Here is a 15,823-nt window from a genome sequence, read left to right on the forward strand (position 1 = left end):
CGCATGCAACTGCCCGTCTACACCCATCCGACCCTGACCGTATTGATCGACGACAGCGATTCCTTCCTGAAAAGCCTCGCATTCCAGCTCGATCCCGGCCTGGCGCGCAAGACCTTCCACGACACCAGCAGCGCGCTGCACTGGCTGCGCCAGAGCACGCAACTGGGCGAGATGCCGCTGCATGTCAATTTCGATACGCAGAACCTGCCGCCCGACCAGTGCAACGTGGCGCTCGACATCGAACGCATCTGGCGCATCAGCGGCCAGGCGCAGCGCTTTGCCGTGCCCTCCGTGCTGGTGGTCGATTATTCGATGCCGCAGATGAACGGCCTGGAGTTTTGCCACGCCGTCCGCGACTTGCCATGCAAGAAGATCTTATTTACGGGCGCGGCCGATGAAAAGGTGGCCGTGACGGCCTTCAACCGGGGCTTGATCGACCGCTACATCAAGAAGAGCGACGACGATGCCCTGGACATCCTGGAACAGGAAATCATTGCCTTGCAGCGCGAATTCTTCCTGCAGCAGTCGGACACCGTGCGCGACTTGCTGATGCTGCATGACTACAGTTTCCTGCAGGACGAGGCGCTGGCGGCCGTCGTGCAGGAGCTGTGCCAGCGCCACGGCTTCGTCGAGTTTTACATTTTCCCCAATCCCAGCGGCATCCTGTTCTTCACGCGCGATGGCCAGGCCCGGCTGATGATCATCGAGACGGAACGCGGCCTGCACACCCAGTACGAGATGGCGCGCGACAGCGACGCGCCCGAATCCTTGCTGCTGGCCTTGCTGGACATGCGCGTGATCCCGTATTTTTCCGATGCCGACAGCGATGGCATGTATGCGGCGCACATCGGCGAAAACTGGTTCCGTTATTGCGCCGCGCCCACTATCTGCCTGGGCCGCGTGACGTATTTCTGGGCCCTGTTCGACGTGCCGCCCCACCAGCTGGGGCAGCCGGTGATGTCCTACGCGCAATTTCTGCGCGCGGGCGACGGCGTCAGCGCCTAGCCTGCGGCTTGCAACGCCTAACCACAGCGTCGCGCTCGGCGCCCCCGCTGGCCCGGGAAGCGCAGCGGCACGACGTTACGGGGGGCGCCGGCCAGCGGGCATCGGAGAGCGCACTGGCCCGCGCGCGGCAGGTTTGGACAGGTGTCAGCCTTCGCGCAGGGTTTGCAGGGGGGGATGCTTCAGCACGTTGCGCAGTCCCAGCCAGCCGCCGGCGATGGCGCACAGGGCGCCGGCCAGCAGGCCAAAGGCCCACACGCCCGGCGCGAAGCTCCAGGCGAACTTGAACTGGTACGTGGCCAGCGCCCAGCCCATGGCCGCCGCGCCCGTCGCCGCCAGCAAGCCGGCCAGGGCGCCGACGAGTGAAAACTCGATCAGCTGCGCCTGCGCCAGCTGGCGCCGCGTGGCGCCCAGGGCGCGCAGCAGGCCCGCTTCGCGCGTGCGCTCGTCCTGCGAGCCCATCAGGGCCGCATACAGCACCAGCAAGCCCGAGGCCAGGGTAAAGGCAAAGAGGAATTCCACGGCCGTCACCACCTGGTCCAGCACGCCCTGGATCTGTTTCAGCACGCCGCCCACGTCAACCACCGTCAGGTTCGGATACTCGCGCAGCAAGGCGTTGCCCAGGTCCGCCTGCGCGGGCGGCAGGTGGAAGGCCGTGATCCACGTCTGCGGCGTGTCCGCCATGGCGGCCGGATTGATGATGACAAAGAAATTGACGCGCATCGAACCCCATTCCAGCTTGCGCAAGCTCGTGATGGCCGCTTCCACGCTCTGGCCGGCGATGTCGAAGCGCAGCTTGTCGCCCAGCTTCAGCTTCAGGGTCTTGGCGATGCCCTCTTCCACCGACGCCTCGGCCGGCGCGCCCGGCGCATCGCCGAACCATTTGCCGGCCACGAGCTTGTTTTCCTCCTGCATCGCGGCCATCGTCGACAAATTGAATTCGCGGTCGGCCAGGCCCTTGGCGCGGTCGTCCTGGTAGGTGTCTTCCGTGATGGCGTTGCCGTTCACGGCCACGAGGCGCCCGCGTATCATCGGATACAGGGGCGCGTTGGCCACGCCCGCCTGCGCCAGGCGCGCGGCGATGGGGTCTTTCTGCTCGGGCAGGATATTGATCATGAAGCGGTTCGGCGCATCGGGCGGCGTGGCATTGCGCCAGGCCACCATCAGGTCGCCGCGCACCACCGTCAAGAGCAGCAAGGCCATCAAACCCAGGGCCAGCGACACCACCTGGATCACGGTGGCGCCCGGCCGCCGCTGCAGGGACGTGACGGCGAAGCGCCAGCCCTGGTGGTTGAAGGCGCCGCGCAGGGTTTTCAGCGAGCGGATGCCCAGCCAGCCGGCCAGGCCGAACAGGGCGAAGCCGCCCAGGAAGCCGGCCGCCGTCATCAGCGCCAGTTTCACGTCGCCCGCCTGCCACAAGAGCAGCACGACGAAGGCGGCGATGCCCAGGCCGTAGGTCGCCAGGGCCAGCGCCTGCGGCGGCTCCTGTTCGCGGCGGATCACGCGGTTATGGGGAACATTGCGCAACTGCAAAATCGGCGGCAGGGCAAAGCCCAGCAACAGCAGCATGCCCGTGGCCACGCCCTGCAAGGCCGGCAGCAGCGAGACGGGCGGCAAGTCGCTCTGCACCAGCTTGCCCAGCAATTCCAGCAGCACCAGGTGGCCGCCGAAACCCACCAGCACGCCGACCACGCTGCCGGCCAGGCCGACGAGCAAAAATTCGATCACGTACATGGCCGTGACCTGGTTCTGCGTGAGGCCCAGGCAGCGCAGCATGGCGCAGGCATCCAGGTGGCGCAGCATGAAGCGGCGCGCCGCCATCGCCACGGCGACGGCCGCCAGCATGGCCGACAGCAGGCCGACGAGGGAAAGAAAACGGTCGGCGCGGTCCAGGGTCGATTGCATCTGCGGGCTGCCCGACTCCAGCGACTCGATGCGCACGCCCTTGATGGCCTGCGCCTTGATCTGGCTTTCCAGCCAGGCTTGATATTGCGCAATCTCGCCCGCCCTGGCCGGCGGCGCCGACAGCAGCAGGCGGTAGGACACGCGCGAGCCATTCTGCACCAGCGCCGTGGCGGCCAGGTCACTCAAGGGCAGCATCACGCGCGGGGCAAAATTCAGGAACGACGCGCCGCGGTCCGGCTCGCTGGCGATCAGTTGCGTGACGGTAAACGGCTTGTCGCCCAGAGTCAGCGTATCGCCCAGTTTCGCGTTCAGGCTGGACAGGATGGCGGCGTCGACCCATACCGTGCCGGGCGCCGGCACCTGGCTGGTGGGCTGGCCCACGGCATCCTGCGCCTCGCTGACTTTGGTGGTGATTTTCAGCCTGCCCCGCTGCGGGTAGCCGGGCGACACGGCCTTGATGGACGCCAGCTGCGACGTCGACTGCTCGCCCTCGCCCGCCTGCGCCATGCTGGGGAAGGTCACCGTATCGGCCAGCATGAAGCCGCGCTTGACGGCTTCCGCGCGCCAGGCCGGATTGACGGGCTGGTCGGCGCTGATGACGAGGTCGGCGCCCAGCAGCTGGTGCGCGTCGCGGTTCAGGCCCGCGCGCAGGCGGTCGACGAAGAAGCCCACGGCCGACAGGGCCGCCACGGCCACGATCAGCGCGACGAGCAGGAAACGCAGTTGCCCGGCGCGCCAGTCGCGGCCGGTCATTTTCAGGGAGAGGCGGAACATGGGCGGCGGGTCTTTATGCAAAGTTTATTGCGCGGCGCCGTGGGCGGCGGCGTGCTGCGCGAAATACGCATCGACGGTGGCGAGGAAGGCATCCTTCTGCGCCTGCGGCAGGAAGGCGGCGATGAAGCCGTTGCGCGCCAGGCGCTGCGCGTGGGCCAGGCCCAGTGGCAGGGAATCGAAGATAGCGTCGAAGTTGTCGTTCATGTAGCCACCGAAATACGCGGGATCGTCCGAGTTCACCGTCACCAGCAGGCCGGCGTCGAGCAGTTGCGCCAGGTTATGGTCATGCATCTGGTCGAACACGCGCAGCTTGGTGTTCGACAGCGGGCACACGGTCAGGGCGATCTGTTCGCGCGCCAGGCGGGCCGTCAGCTCCGCGTCTTCCAGGCAGCGCACGCCATGGTCGATGCGTTCGACCCGCAAGTCGTCGAGCGCCGTGCGGATGTAGGCTGGCGGGCCTTCCTCGCCCGCATGCGCCACCAGGTGCAGGCCCAGCTCGCGGCAACGGGCAAACACGCGCGAGAATTTCTCGGGCGGATTGCCCACTTCCGAGGAATCGAGGCCGATGCCGATGAACTTGTCGCGGTGCGGCAAGGCGTCTTCCAGGGTCTCGCTGGCTTCCGCTTCGCTCAAATGGCGCAGGAAACACAGGATCAGGGCCGCGCTGACGGGGCTGTCCTGGCAGGCGCGGTAGATGCCGTTGATCACGTCGGCCATCGGCACGCCGCGCGCCGTGTGCGTTTGCGGGTCGAAGAAAATTTCCGTGTGCAAGACATTGTCCGCTTCCGCGCGCAGCAGATAGGCGCGCGTCATGTCGTAGAAATCCTGCTCTTTCAAGAGCACGCTTGCGCCAGCGTAATAAATGTCGAGAAAAGACTGCAAATCCGTGAAGGCATAGGCGCTGCGCAAGTGTTCCACCGATTCATAGCCCAGTGGCACGCCATTGCGTTCGGCCAGTGCGAAAATCAGTTCGGGTTCCAGCGAGCCCTCGATATGGATATGCAATTCGGCCTTCGGCATGCCGCGGACGATCGCGCGCAATTGGGGGTTCATCATGGGAGTTCCTTATAGGGTGTCGATAAAAATGCTGGCCTGCACGCGCCAGGCGCTGCGCGCCATGGCGCCGGCCATCAAACATGCAGGCATCTTAGCGCAAGATGGCCAGCCGCACCGGCGCGGGGCCGCCGGCACGGTGCTGGCGACGGCCATCGGAGCGGCACCGGCACACGCTGGCGAATTGTCGTATGATGATTCCAGAGACTGTAAAAAGTTCACTCAAACTACTGAAAAATTTGAGAAATTATCCAATCAAATCAACAATTTACACACAAGTATTAAGGATATTACGACATATCTTTTGACTTCCTGATCCTTTAGAGCAATAATTAATTTCATGGGGTAAAGTTAGCCGCATCAAGCGCTAGCAAGACATGACAAAAAGGCCGGCTGGCCACGCCAGCACACGGCATCAAGCGCCAGTTTTTTGGTCCGGGCAATCCGGACTCGCAAAGACAGCCGGGCTTGAAACAACAATAAAAATCGATACGGGGTACAGGAAAAGTTCAAGCGGCAAGCCCAGGCGAGTGCCACGCGGGCAGCCATGGTGACTGGCAGTTCAGGTTTACATTAAAGGACATTGAGATGACCATTTTTGATAACTATGCAGCACGCTACGAGCGCACCCGCGAAGAGGAAATGTCGCTCACCGAATACCTGGCCCTGTGCAAGAAGGACAAGCTGACGTATGCCAGCGCGCCTGAACGCATGCTGGCCGCCATCGGCGAGCCGCAGCTGGTCGACACGCGCAACGACACGCGCCTGTCGCGCATCTTCGCCAACAAGGTGATCAAGATCTACCCCGCCTTCCGCGAGTTCTACGGCACCGAGGAAGTCATCGAGCAAGTGGTGTCCTACTTCCGCCATGCGGCGCAGGGCCTGGAAGAGCGCAAGCAGATCCTGTATTTGCTGGGACCTGTCGGCGGCGGCAAGTCGTCGATCGCGGAAAAACTCAAGTCGCTGATGGAGCACGTGCCCTTCTATTGCCTGAAAGGCTCGCCCGTCAACGAATCGCCGCTGGGCCTGTTCAACGAGGAAGAAGACGGCACCATCCTGGAAGAAGATTACGGCATCCCGCGCCGCTACCTGCGCAACATCCCCAGCCCCTGGGCCGTGAAGCGCCTGCATGAATTCAATGGCGACATCAACCAGTTCCGCGTCGTCAAGCGCTACCCGTCCGTGCTGAAACAGATCGCCATCTCGAAGACGGAACCGGGCGATGAAAACAACCAGGACATTTCCTCGCTGGTGGGCAAGGTCGACATCCGCAAGCTGGAAGACTATGCGCAGGACGATCCGGACGCCTACAGCTATTCGGGCGGCCTGTGCCTGGCCAACCAGGGCTTGATGGAATTCGTGGAAATGTTCAAGGCGCCCATCAAGGTCCTGCATCCGCTGCTGACGGCCACGCAGGAAGGCAACTACAAGGGCACGGAAGGCTTCGGCGCCATTCCCTTCGACGGCATCATCCTGGCCCACTCGAACGAGTCCGAATGGAAGACCTTCAAGAACAACCGCAACAATGAGGCGTTTCTTGACCGTATCTATATAGTCAAGGTGCCCTACTGCCTGCGCGTCTCCGACGAAATCAAGATCTACGACAAGCTGGTGGCCAATTCCTCGCTGGTCAAGGCGCCGTGCGCGCCCGGCACCCTGCGCATGATGGCGCAGTTCGCCATCCTGTCGCGCCTGAAGGACCCGGAAAACTCCAGCATCTTTTCCAAGATGCTCGTCTATGATGGCGAAAACCTCAAGGACACGGACCCGAAAGCCAAGTCCATGCACGAATACGTGGACTACGCGGGCGTGGACGAAGGCATGAACGGGCTGTCGACGCGCTTTGCCTTCAAGATCCTGTCGAAGGTCTTCAACTTTGACAATTCCGAAGTGGCCGCCAATCCCGTGCATCTATTATATGTACTGGAGCAGCAGGTCGAGCGCGAGCAGTTCGCGCCGGAACTCGAACAGCGCTACTTCTCCTATATTAAAGAGCACCTGGCGCAGCGCTACGTGGAGTTCATCGGCAAGGAGATCCAGACGGCCTACCTGGAAAGCTATTCCGAATACGGGCAGAACATCTTTGACCGCTACGTGACGTTCGCCGACTTCTGGATACAGGACCAGGAATACCGCGATCCGGACACGGGCGAGAGTTTCGACCGCGAATCGCTGAACAATGAACTGGAAAAGATCGAGAAGCCGGCGGGCATTTCCAATCCGAAGGATTTCCGCAATGAAATCGTGAACTTCGGCTTGCGCGCGCGGGCGTCGAACGGCGGCAAGAATCCCGCCTGGACCAGTTATGAAAAGTTCCGCACCGTGATCGAGAAGAAAATGTTTTCGAATACGGAGGAATTGCTGCCGGTGATTTCCTTCAATGCCAAGGCCAGCGCAGACGATGCCAACAAGCACGCCGACTTCGTGGCCCGCATGGTGGAAAAAGGCTATACGGCCAAGCAGGTACGCCTGTTATGCGAATGGTACTTGCGCGTACGCAAGTCATCGTAGCGCGGACAGCGGGCGCGCTCCCGCCCGATGCACGGCGGGGCGCGCAAGACGAGAAGCAAGGAGGCACCCTTTGACATACCTCATCGACAGGCGCTTGCAAAGCAAGAACAAATCCGCCGTCAACCGCGAGCGTTTCCTGCGGCGTTACAAGGGCCAGATCAAGGATGCCGTGGGGCGCGCCATCAAGGGGCGCTCGATCACGGACGTCGAGAATGGCGAGAAGGTCAGCATCCCCGTCAAGGACGTGGGCGAACCGGCGTTCGGCCACGCGCATGGCGGCGTGTGGGAAGTGGTCAATCCCGGCAACAAGGAATACCTGAAAGGCGACCAGATCGCGCGGCCGAAAGGCGGCGCCGGCGGCGGCCGGGGCAAGGCGGGCAATAGCGACGAGACGACGGAAGACGATTTCATCTTTGAATTGTCGCGCGAAGAATTCATGAATTATTTCTTCGAAGACCTCGAATTGCCGCACATGGTAAAAACCCAGCTGACGGCCACCACGGAATTCAAGAACCAGCGCGCCGGCTACAATATGTCGGGCACGCCATCGAACATCCACGTGCTGCGCTCCCTGCGCGGCGCCCTGGGCCGGCGCATCGCCGTCGGCGGCGGCGCCCGCAAGCAGCTGGCGCAGGCGGAAGAAGAGCTGGCCACGCTGCTGCACGAAGGCGTACCGGACAGCGATCCCCTCGTGGTGGAGCTGCGGCGCCTGATCCACCACCTGCATACGCGCTTGCTGGCCATCCCCTTCATCGACCCGTTCGACTTGCGTTACAGTAACCGCATCAAGGTGCCCAAGCCCATGACGCAGGCCGTGATGTTCTGCATCATGGATGTCTCCGGTTCCATGGACGAGTCGCGCAAGGACACGGCCAAGCGCTTCTTCATCCTGTTATATCTGTTCCTCAAGCGCGCTTACGACAAGATCGAGGTGGTGTTCATCCGCCACCACACGGCCGCGGCGGAAGTGGACGAGCACGAATTCTTCAATTCGCGCGAGTCGGGCGGTACCGTCGTGTCGTCGGCCTTGCACTTGCTCAACACCATCATCGACGAACGCTACGGTGCCGGGCAATGGAACAGCTACGTGGCGCAGGCCTCCGATGGCGACAACTGGGACAACGATTCCGTGCTGTGCCGCCAGCTGCTGATCAATACCATCATGCCCAAGGTGCAGTACTACACCTATGTCGAGATCACGGATGGCCCGCAGCAAAACCTGTGGGAGCAGTACGCGGGCGTGCTCGACCATCACGCCCATTTCGCCATGCAAAAGATCGTCACGCCGGCCGATATCTATCCGGTCTTCCGCGAACTGTTCAAGAAACAGGTGAAATGATGAGTGCAGCCTTTGACCGCGCCAGCAGCACCCCGGGCGAGCCGTTCGTGCGCCTGCGCCATGCCAACGCCCTGCCCGAGCAGTCCGAATGGACGTTCGAGCTGATCGAGCAAATCCACGAAGAAATCCGCCGCGTGGCGAAACAGTTTGGACTCGACACCTATCCGAACCAGCTGGAAATCATCACGGCCGAGCAGATGATGGATGCCTACACGTCCGTCGGCATGCCCGTCTCGTACAACCATTGGTCGTTCGGCAAGCATTTCCTGTCCACCGAGAAAAGCTACAAGCGGGGCCAGATGGGCCTGGCCTACGAGATCGTCATCAACTCCAACCCCTGCATCGCCTATTTAATGGAGGAAAACAGCCTGACCATGCAGTCGCTGGTGATCGCGCATGCGGCCTACGGCCACAATTCCTTTTTTAAAGGCAATTACCTGTTCCGCGCCTGGACGGATGCGGACGCCATCATCGACTACATGGTGTTTGCCAAGAACTACATCAGCGAATGCGAGCAGCGCCATGGCGTCGATGCCGTGGAATTGCTGCTCGATTCGTGCCATGCCATCCAGAACTATGGCGTGGACCGCTACAAGCGCCCGGCCAAGCTGTCGATGGCGAAGGAATATGCGCGCCAGAAGGAGCGCGAAGAGTACGTGCAGTCGCAGATCAACCAGCTGTGGCGCACCCTGCCCCGCCGCGAGGACGAGGAAGAAGAGGAAGACCAGCGCAAGGCCGTGCCCCGCTTTCCGCCCGAACCGGAAGAAAACCTGCTGTACTTCATCGAAAAGTATGCGCCGCTGCTGGAACCGTGGCAGCGCGAGATGGTGCGCATCGTGCGCAAGATTTCCCAGTATTTCTATCCGCAGCGGCAAACCCAGGTCATGAACGAGGGCTGGGCCACCTTCTGGCACTACACCATCTTGAACCAGCTCTATGATGAAGGCGTGGTGGGCGACGGCTTCATGATGGAATTTCTGAAAAGCCATACCAACGTGGTCTACCAGCCGCCCATCGACAGCCCGTATTACAGCGGCATCAACCCGTATGCGCTGGGTTTTGCCATGATGAGCGACATCCGCCGCATCTGCGAGCACCCGACGGACGAAGACCGCGCCTGGTTTCCCGACATGGCCGGCAGCGACTGGCGCAAGAGCCTGGACTTTGCCATGCGCAATTTCAAGGATGAAAGCTTCATTGCCCAGTATTTGTCGCCACGCCTGATCCGTGAATTCCACTTCTTTGCCGTGCTCGACGACGACAAGAACGAGAAACTGGCCATTTCCGCCATCCACGACGATGCCGGCTACCGCTACGTGCGCCAGCAGCTGGCGGAGCAGTACAACCTGGGCAACCGCGAGCCGAACATCCAGGTCTGGTCCGTGAACACGCGCGACGACCGCGCCCTGACCCTGCGCCACACGCAATTCCAGCGCCGGCCGCTGAACCAGCAGGCGGCGGAAGTGCTCAAGCACGTGGCACGCCTGTGGGGTTTCGATGTGCATCTCGATACGGTCGATCCCCAGGGCGCCGTGCTGGGCACCTTGAATTGCCGGCGTGAAAAGCGTAACCGCCGCGATGATCCCGCCGTACGGCCTTGACATGGATTTATTGATAAGAATTTTAGCAAGAATATAAGCACTGCCTATACCGGCATAGGAATTCAGTATGGCCAGGCGGCCTCGGAAGCGACTCCGGGGCCGCTTTTTTTGACCTGTGCAAAGTGCTTTTCGCACCTGTTTGGTGCGCCTGCCAGGCTAAGTGGTCTGGTTCCAAGGCAAAATATTTCCAAAGAGAAATATTTTTCTCCAAATTTAGCTGTTTCCATATTGAATATCACGAAATATAATTCCGCCATATCGACACATCGAAGAACTTAGCAGTGGTAGCCCAAAACAGCTGTAAAAAACCGATAAGACCGCCTTTTTTTCTGTCCGAAAGCGTGCAAAGATGGCATAAGCAAGTACGTTTTCAGGGCGCAAAAGCGCCAAAAATTTAACCGGTTTTAGGCGTTAAAAATCTGTGTAAAATAAAGAATTCGTATGTATAATTCGGCGACGTCCCGGATACGGCTGGAGCTTTGTGTCGTCATTTTGGGGTTCAGTTGCAAGACAAGAGATGGTATTTGGAGAAAGCAGGCATGAATTTTTCGAACGAGAAAAGTCCCAAGAACTACACAGGCATCACTATCGTTGTCCTGCTGCACGTTCTCGCGGCTTACGGGATCGTGACGGGCTTGGGCAAGCGGTTGGTCACCAAAATGATGGAACCGGTTGAAACCAAGATTATCGAGGAAGTCAAACCGCCTCCACCGAAGGATCTTCCACCGCCACCACCGCCGCCAGAAATGAAGGCACCACCGCCGCCATTCATTCCGCCAGTCGAGGTGAACGTGCAGCAGCCGCCACCACAACAGAACGTGATCGCAAATACGACTGCTGTGAAGCCAGCCACCAATGTATTGGCACCGCCAGCACCGCCTGCACAGCCTGCGCCAACTCCTGGACCAGCCAAATCGGTGCGCACACCGGCCGTGGTTGACTTCAGTGTCTGCGAAAAACCGGCTTATCCAAAGTCGTCGCAGCGCAATGAGGAAACCGGCGTCGTGACGCTGTCGTTCCTGATCGGTGTGGACGGCAAGGTCGCTGATTCGAAGATCGTGAAGTCAAGCGGCTTCAGAGACTTGGACCGCGCCGCGCAGCAAGGTATTAGCCGCTGTACATTTAAGCCGGCAACAGTCGACGGCAAGCCGGAACAAGGCTGGCAGCAAATGCAATACGTTTGGTCGCTGGATTAAAACCCGAGGCAGTTATCCCCTGTCTCACACTATGATTTCGTTGTCATTACGTTCAGCGATCTGTTATTTTTAATTTTGGAGGAAGCATGTTTAAGAATACCCGTTTGTCCGCATTTTTTGCCGCGGTTCTGTTGTCCGTCACCGCTACTACCGCTCTGGTAGCAGCACCAGCATTCGCTGACGCGCCAGCATCGGCAGCCGCTTCGGCTCCTGCGGCAGACGCTGCAGCAGCACCAGTTGCCGCAGATGCAGCAGCTCCAGCAGCAGACGCCGCCGCTCCAGCAGCAGACGCAGCAGCTCCAGCCAAAACCGAAGAAGTACACAACCCGTTCGGCCTGCAAGCAGTGTGGGACGGCGGCTTCGTGCCACGCGCTACCCTGATCATCATGGTCATCATGTCGATCGGTACCTGGTACATCATCATCACCAAGCTGATCGATCAAATGAAGATCTTCAAGCAAGCTAAAGAAGCCGCTGCCAAATTCTGGAAAGCTCCTTCGATCGCTGCTGGTTCGGCAACCCTGGAAGAAGGTTCGCCATTCCGCTTCATCGCTGAATCGGGCACCAAGGCAACGGCTCACCACGATGGCGCCCTGCTGGAACAAATCGATCTGTCGACCTGGGTGACGATGTCGATCCAGCGCGCTTCGGACAAAGTCCAATCGCGTCTGCAAGATGGCCTGTCGTTCCTGGCAACCGTTGGTTCGACCGCACCGTTTATCGGTCTGTTCGGTACCGTTTGGGGTATTTACAACGCGCTGACCGCTATCGGCATGACCGGTAACGCATCGATCGACAAAGTGGCAGGTCCAGTTGGTGAAGCGCTGATCATGACCGCTTTCGGTCTGCTGGTCGCTGTTCCTGCTGTTCTGGGCTACAACTGGCTGGTACGTCGTAACAAAACCGCAATGGAAGACATCCGCTCGTTCAGCGCCGACGTTCACTCGGTCCTGGTTTCCGGCGTAATGTCCACCAGCGAAGCTGGCCGTGCTGCCGGCGCTAAAAAGATCGGATAAGAATCATGTCGATGTCCGTCGGCTCCGACAGCGGAGAACAAGATCAGGTAATGTCAGAAATCAACACGACGCCGCTTGTCGACATCATGTTGGTTTTGCTGATCATTTTCTTGATCACGAGTCCGGTTGTCCTTAAGCTGCAGAAAATCGATCTGCCGATTGAGGCCAATCAAGCCCTTCAAACCAAGCCAGAAAACGTTAACATCGTTGTTAACAAGGATGGCGAGATTTACCTGGGCCAGACCAGACTGAAAGACACGAACGAACTGTTCGATTATCTTAAAGTTGAAGCAGTGAAAGTACCGCAGCCGGAAGTACACGTTCGTGGCGACCAAGAAACACGCTACGAATCGATCGGCCGGGTTATTTACACGACCCAACGTGCCGGGATCCAGAAGGTCGGCTTCATCACCGAACCACCTGACAAGGGCTGATAGCGACTGACAGCGACGCCCCGGCAGCAAAGGGGCGTCACTGAAGGAAGCTTGCCGGGCGGCTGTATCGCCCGGTGCTTCGTTGGACTTCTTAAAGGAAACACTATGAGTATGAATGTCGGTTCGGGAAGCGCAGCAGGCGCGGATCCGGAACCAATGATGGAACTGAATATGACGCCCCTCATCGACGTGATGCTGGTGCTGATTATCATGTTGATCATCACGATTCCTAAGCAAAACCACTCGGTGAACCTGAACATGCCGGTCGGCACCCCGCCGCCACCGACAACCGAACCAGTGGTCGTCACGATCGATGTCGATTTTGACGGCACCATCCTGTGGGACAATCAGGTCGTACCTGATCGCAATACGCTGGAAGCCAAGCTGAGCAACATCGCTGCGCAAGCAGATCAGCCGGAAGTGCATCTGCGTCCTAACAAGCTGGTGGAATACAAAGTCGTCGCCGGCGTGATGGCGTCGGCACAGCGTCTGGGCGTGACCAAAATCGGTCTGGTCGGCAACGAGCAATTCCAGTAAGCTGTAGCAATCAGGTTCTCTTTACATCCGAATAGGCAGGACTTCCTGCCTATTCGCTTTTTACTGAAAGACTTTCTCATGTCCAAGTTTCGTCTCGCTCATCTCGGCCTCGTCATGGCCGCTATCGGTTTTACCGCAGCAACTCCTGTAATCGGCCTGGGCTCGCTGGCATATGCCGCCGATACCGTGCGCGCCGAAGTCGGCAAGCCACTGCAAGAAGCGCAAAAACTCGCTAGCAGCGGCAAAAACAAGGAAGCGCTGGCCAAACTGCGCGAAGCAGACAGCGTGAGCGGCAAGACCGCCTTTGAAAGCTACCAGATCGAACGCGTACGCGCTTCGGCCGCCGCCGCCGCCGGCGACAACGGCACCGCCATCAAGGCTTTCGAAGCCGTCATCAATTCCGGCCGCCTGAGCGCCGCCGAAGCCCCCAAATTCACGCAAGCCCTGGCCGGCATGTACTACCGCGCCAAGGACTGGCCAAACACCATCACCTGGATCAAACGCTCGCTGAAAGACCGCGACGATCCACAGATGCGCGAACTGCTGATCCAGACCTACTACGTCAGCGGCAACTACGCCGAAGCGGCAAAAGAACTGCAAGCACGCGGCGGCAACTCGGAAGCCAGCCTGCAAATGCTGGCCAACATCCAGCTGAAGCAAAATGACAAGGCCGGCTACGTCGCCACCCTGGAAAAACTGGCAGCGAGCTATCCAAAGACCAGCTACTGGGCTGACCTGCTGAACCGCGTATCGGGCAAGCCTGGCTTCTCGCAACGCCTGGGCCTGGACGTCCAGCGCCTGCGCCTGGCCAACGGCCTGTTCACCAAGCCATCCGAATACATGGAAATCAGCCAGCTTGCCCTGCAAGCGGGCAATCCGGGTGAAGCATTGGCCATCATCGATCAAGGCTACAAAAAAGGCGTGCTGGGAACCGGCGCCGATGCAGCCCGCCACCAGCGCCTGAAAGACCTGGCCCTGAAAACCCAGGCGGACCTGAAAGCCAACGCCGCCAAGCTGGAAGCGGAATACGTGAAGAACAAGGACGCCGACAGCTTGAGCAAGTTGGGCTTTGCGCTGGTGTACGATGGCCAGGCTGACAAGGGCCTGGCGCTGATGAACGATGCCGTGAAAATGGGCACCGCCAAGTACGCGGAAGAGGCCAAGCTGCACCTGGGCATCGCCTACATCCACGCCGGCAAGAAAGCCAACGCCACGACCACGCTGAAAACCGTCAAGGGTACGGATGGCACGGCTGACCTGGCTCGTTACTGGACGTTGATGAACAAATAAGTTCACGTCGAGATGGCGCTGACCATTTGGCGCATTCCGCAAAAGCGTTGCCAGCTCACTAGCCGGCAACGCTTTTTGTCCATTTCGGGGGTGAAATTACCCTCCGGGCCGCCCTTGCGGCTGTGCATCCCTGAAACAGTCCGTATAATCCCCCTTTTGGCATAGTTTTCATCAGATTCCCATGAAGGTATTTCGCGGACTTCCCAATGCCCAGGCACGCGCGCCTTGCGCACTGACCATCGGCAACTTTGACGGTGTCCACATCGGCCATCAAGCCTTGCTGGCGCGCGTGCGCGTAGCCGCGACCGAGCTCGGCATCGAGGCGGCCGTGATGACGTTCGAACCGCATCCGCGCGAATTCTTCGCGCAGCGCGCGGGCGACCTGTCGAAAGCCCCGCAACGCATCGCCAACCTGCGCGACAAGCTGCAATCGCTGGACGACGCCGGCATCGACCGCGTCGTCGTCGAGCACTTCAGCGCCCAGTTCGCCGCCTTGACGCCGCAGGAATTCACGGAAAAAGTCCTCGTCGACGGCTTGCACGTGAAATGGCTGATGGTCGGCGACGACTTCTGCTATGGCGCCCGGCGCGCCGGCGATGTGGCCATGCTGCAGGAAGCGGGCCGCCAGTACGGTTTTCATGTCGAAACGTTACCGACCGTGATGAATGGCAGCACGCGCATTTCCTCGTCGGCCGTGCGCCTGGCGCTGGCCGCCGGCGATTTCCCGCTGGCGACGCAGCTGCTGGGCCATCCGTATGCCATTTCCGGCCACGTGATCCACGGCCAGAAGCTGGGCCGCACCCTGGGTTTTCCCACCCTGAACCTGCGCGTGGCGCACCGCCCTGCCCTGTCCGGCATCTTCATCGTGCAAGTGCATGGCCTGGCGCCACAGCCGCTGCCTGCCGTGGCCAGCCTGGGCGCGCGCCCCACCGTCGACGACAGTGGCCGCGTCTTGCTGGAAGTGCATCTGTTTGATTTCTCCCAGTCCTGCTACGGCAAACTGGTCCGCGTGGAATTCCTGGAAAAGCTGCGCGACGAAGAAAAGTACGACGACTTGCCCACCTTGACGGCCGCCATCGAGCGCGACTCGAACCAGGCACGCGCCTATTTCGCCCAGCGCCGCAGCGCCATTACCGCCACCGATCGAATTTGATCCTGGCCAACT

At 60.2% G+C, this 15,823-nt stretch carries 13 protein-coding genes; 11 read left to right on the forward strand and 2 right to left on the reverse strand.

Going from position 1 to position 15,823, the window contains the following annotated elements; translation table 11 throughout:
• The first annotated feature begins 3 nt into the window (after positions 1-3).
• On the forward strand, positions 4-1,005 hold the full coding sequence (locus tag ACZ92H_RS02785; protein ID WP_465048113.1) for a response regulator: 1,002 nt from the start codon (positions 4-6) through the stop codon (positions 1,003-1,005).
• A gap of 144 nt (positions 1,006-1,149) precedes the next feature.
• Here the strand turns inward: ACZ92H_RS02785 and ACZ92H_RS02790 are convergent, their stop codons facing one another.
• Positions 1,150-3,681: an ABC transporter permease gene (locus ACZ92H_RS02790; RefSeq protein ID WP_465048112.1), complete on the reverse strand. Its 2,532-nt coding sequence runs from the start codon at positions 3,679-3,681 to the stop codon at positions 1,150-1,152.
• 24 nt (positions 3,682-3,705) lie between these two features.
• Positions 3,706-4,737, reverse strand: coding sequence for an adenosine deaminase (locus tag ACZ92H_RS02795; protein WP_465048111.1), 1,032 nt, complete (start codon positions 4,735-4,737; stop codon positions 3,706-3,708).
• Here ACZ92H_RS02795 and ACZ92H_RS02800 point away from each other — a divergent pair.
• The 10 genes from ACZ92H_RS02800 to ACZ92H_RS02845 all read left to right on the forward strand — a co-directional run bounded on the left by ACZ92H_RS02800 (position 4,736) and on the right by ACZ92H_RS02845 (position 15,811).
• Positions 4,736-5,050 carry a hypothetical protein gene (locus tag ACZ92H_RS02800; RefSeq protein ID WP_465048110.1) on the forward strand — a complete coding sequence of 105 codons (315 nt, stop codon included), beginning with the start codon at positions 4,736-4,738 and terminating at the stop codon, positions 5,048-5,050. The genes ACZ92H_RS02795 and ACZ92H_RS02800 overlap by 2 nt on opposite strands.
• 272 nt (positions 5,051-5,322) lie before the next feature.
• A complete protein-coding gene (locus ACZ92H_RS02805; RefSeq protein ID WP_099402965.1) occupies positions 5,323-7,245 on the forward strand; it encodes a PrkA family serine protein kinase in 1,923 nt (640 codons plus the stop codon).
• 70 nt (positions 7,246-7,315) lie between these two features.
• Positions 7,316-8,584 (forward strand): YeaH/YhbH family protein, encoded by a 1,269-nt coding sequence (locus ACZ92H_RS02810; RefSeq protein WP_131371526.1) that lies wholly within the window; start codon positions 7,316-7,318, stop codon positions 8,582-8,584.
• Positions 8,581-10,185, forward strand: coding sequence for a SpoVR family protein (locus tag ACZ92H_RS02815; RefSeq protein ID WP_465048109.1), 1,605 nt, complete (start codon positions 8,581-8,583; stop codon positions 10,183-10,185). The genes ACZ92H_RS02810 and ACZ92H_RS02815 overlap by 4 nt, the downstream gene beginning before the upstream one ends.
• Before the next feature lie 539 nt (positions 10,186-10,724).
• Entirely contained in the window at positions 10,725-11,381 is a 657-nt protein-coding gene (locus tag ACZ92H_RS02820; protein WP_131371529.1) for an energy transducer TonB, read from the forward strand.
• An 86-nt stretch (positions 11,382-11,467) separates the two neighbouring features.
• Positions 11,468-12,397: a MotA/TolQ/ExbB proton channel family protein gene (locus ACZ92H_RS02825; protein WP_436520394.1), complete on the forward strand. Its 930-nt coding sequence runs from the start codon at positions 11,468-11,470 to the stop codon at positions 12,395-12,397.
• A 5-nt stretch (positions 12,398-12,402) separates the two neighbouring features.
• Positions 12,403-12,831 carry an ExbD/TolR family protein gene (locus ACZ92H_RS02830; RefSeq protein WP_131371532.1) on the forward strand — a complete coding sequence of 143 codons (429 nt, stop codon included), beginning with the start codon at positions 12,403-12,405 and terminating at the stop codon, positions 12,829-12,831.
• Positions 12,832-12,936: 105 nt separating this feature from the next.
• On the forward strand, positions 12,937-13,368 hold the full coding sequence (locus tag ACZ92H_RS02835; RefSeq protein WP_436569735.1) for an ExbD/TolR family protein: 432 nt from the start codon (positions 12,937-12,939) through the stop codon (positions 13,366-13,368).
• A 78-nt stretch (positions 13,369-13,446) separates the two neighbouring features.
• Positions 13,447-14,658: a tetratricopeptide repeat protein gene (locus ACZ92H_RS02840; RefSeq protein WP_131371535.1), complete on the forward strand. Its 1,212-nt coding sequence runs from the start codon at positions 13,447-13,449 to the stop codon at positions 14,656-14,658.
• A gap of 181 nt (positions 14,659-14,839) precedes the next feature.
• Positions 14,840-15,811, forward strand: a complete 972-nt coding sequence (locus tag ACZ92H_RS02845; protein ID WP_465048108.1) for a bifunctional riboflavin kinase/FAD synthetase — start codon at positions 14,840-14,842, stop codon at positions 15,809-15,811.
• The last annotated feature ends 12 nt before the right edge of the window (positions 15,812-15,823 follow it).

Source organism: Janthinobacterium foliorum, assembly GCF_978021625.1.

Coding starts and splice junctions, on each gene's coding strand:
- ACZ92H_RS02845 (WP_465048108.1), top strand. CDS start 14,840: ATGAAGGTATTTCGCGGACTTCCCAATGCCCAGGCACGCGCGCCTTGC.
- ACZ92H_RS02790 (WP_465048112.1), bottom strand. CDS start 3,681: ATGTTCCGCCTCTCCCTGAAAATGACCGGCCGCGACTGGCGCGCCGGG.
- ACZ92H_RS02825 (WP_436520394.1), top strand. CDS start 11,468: ATGTTTAAGAATACCCGTTTGTCCGCATTTTTTGCCGCGGTTCTGTTG.
- ACZ92H_RS02830 (WP_131371532.1), top strand. CDS start 12,403: ATGTCGATGTCCGTCGGCTCCGACAGCGGAGAACAAGATCAGGTAATG.
- ACZ92H_RS02815 (WP_465048109.1), top strand. CDS start 8,581: ATGATGAGTGCAGCCTTTGACCGCGCCAGCAGCACCCCGGGCGAGCCG.
- ACZ92H_RS02840 (WP_131371535.1), top strand. CDS start 13,447: ATGTCCAAGTTTCGTCTCGCTCATCTCGGCCTCGTCATGGCCGCTATC.
- ACZ92H_RS02800 (WP_465048110.1), top strand. CDS start 4,736: ATGGGAGTTCCTTATAGGGTGTCGATAAAAATGCTGGCCTGCACGCGC.
- ACZ92H_RS02785 (WP_465048113.1), top strand. CDS start 4: ATGCAACTGCCCGTCTACACCCATCCGACCCTGACCGTATTGATCGAC.
- ACZ92H_RS02805 (WP_099402965.1), top strand. CDS start 5,323: ATGACCATTTTTGATAACTATGCAGCACGCTACGAGCGCACCCGCGAA.
- ACZ92H_RS02795 (WP_465048111.1), bottom strand. CDS start 4,737: ATGATGAACCCCCAATTGCGCGCGATCGTCCGCGGCATGCCGAAGGCC.
- ACZ92H_RS02820 (WP_131371529.1), top strand. CDS start 10,725: ATGAATTTTTCGAACGAGAAAAGTCCCAAGAACTACACAGGCATCACT.
- ACZ92H_RS02835 (WP_436569735.1), top strand. CDS start 12,937: ATGAGTATGAATGTCGGTTCGGGAAGCGCAGCAGGCGCGGATCCGGAA.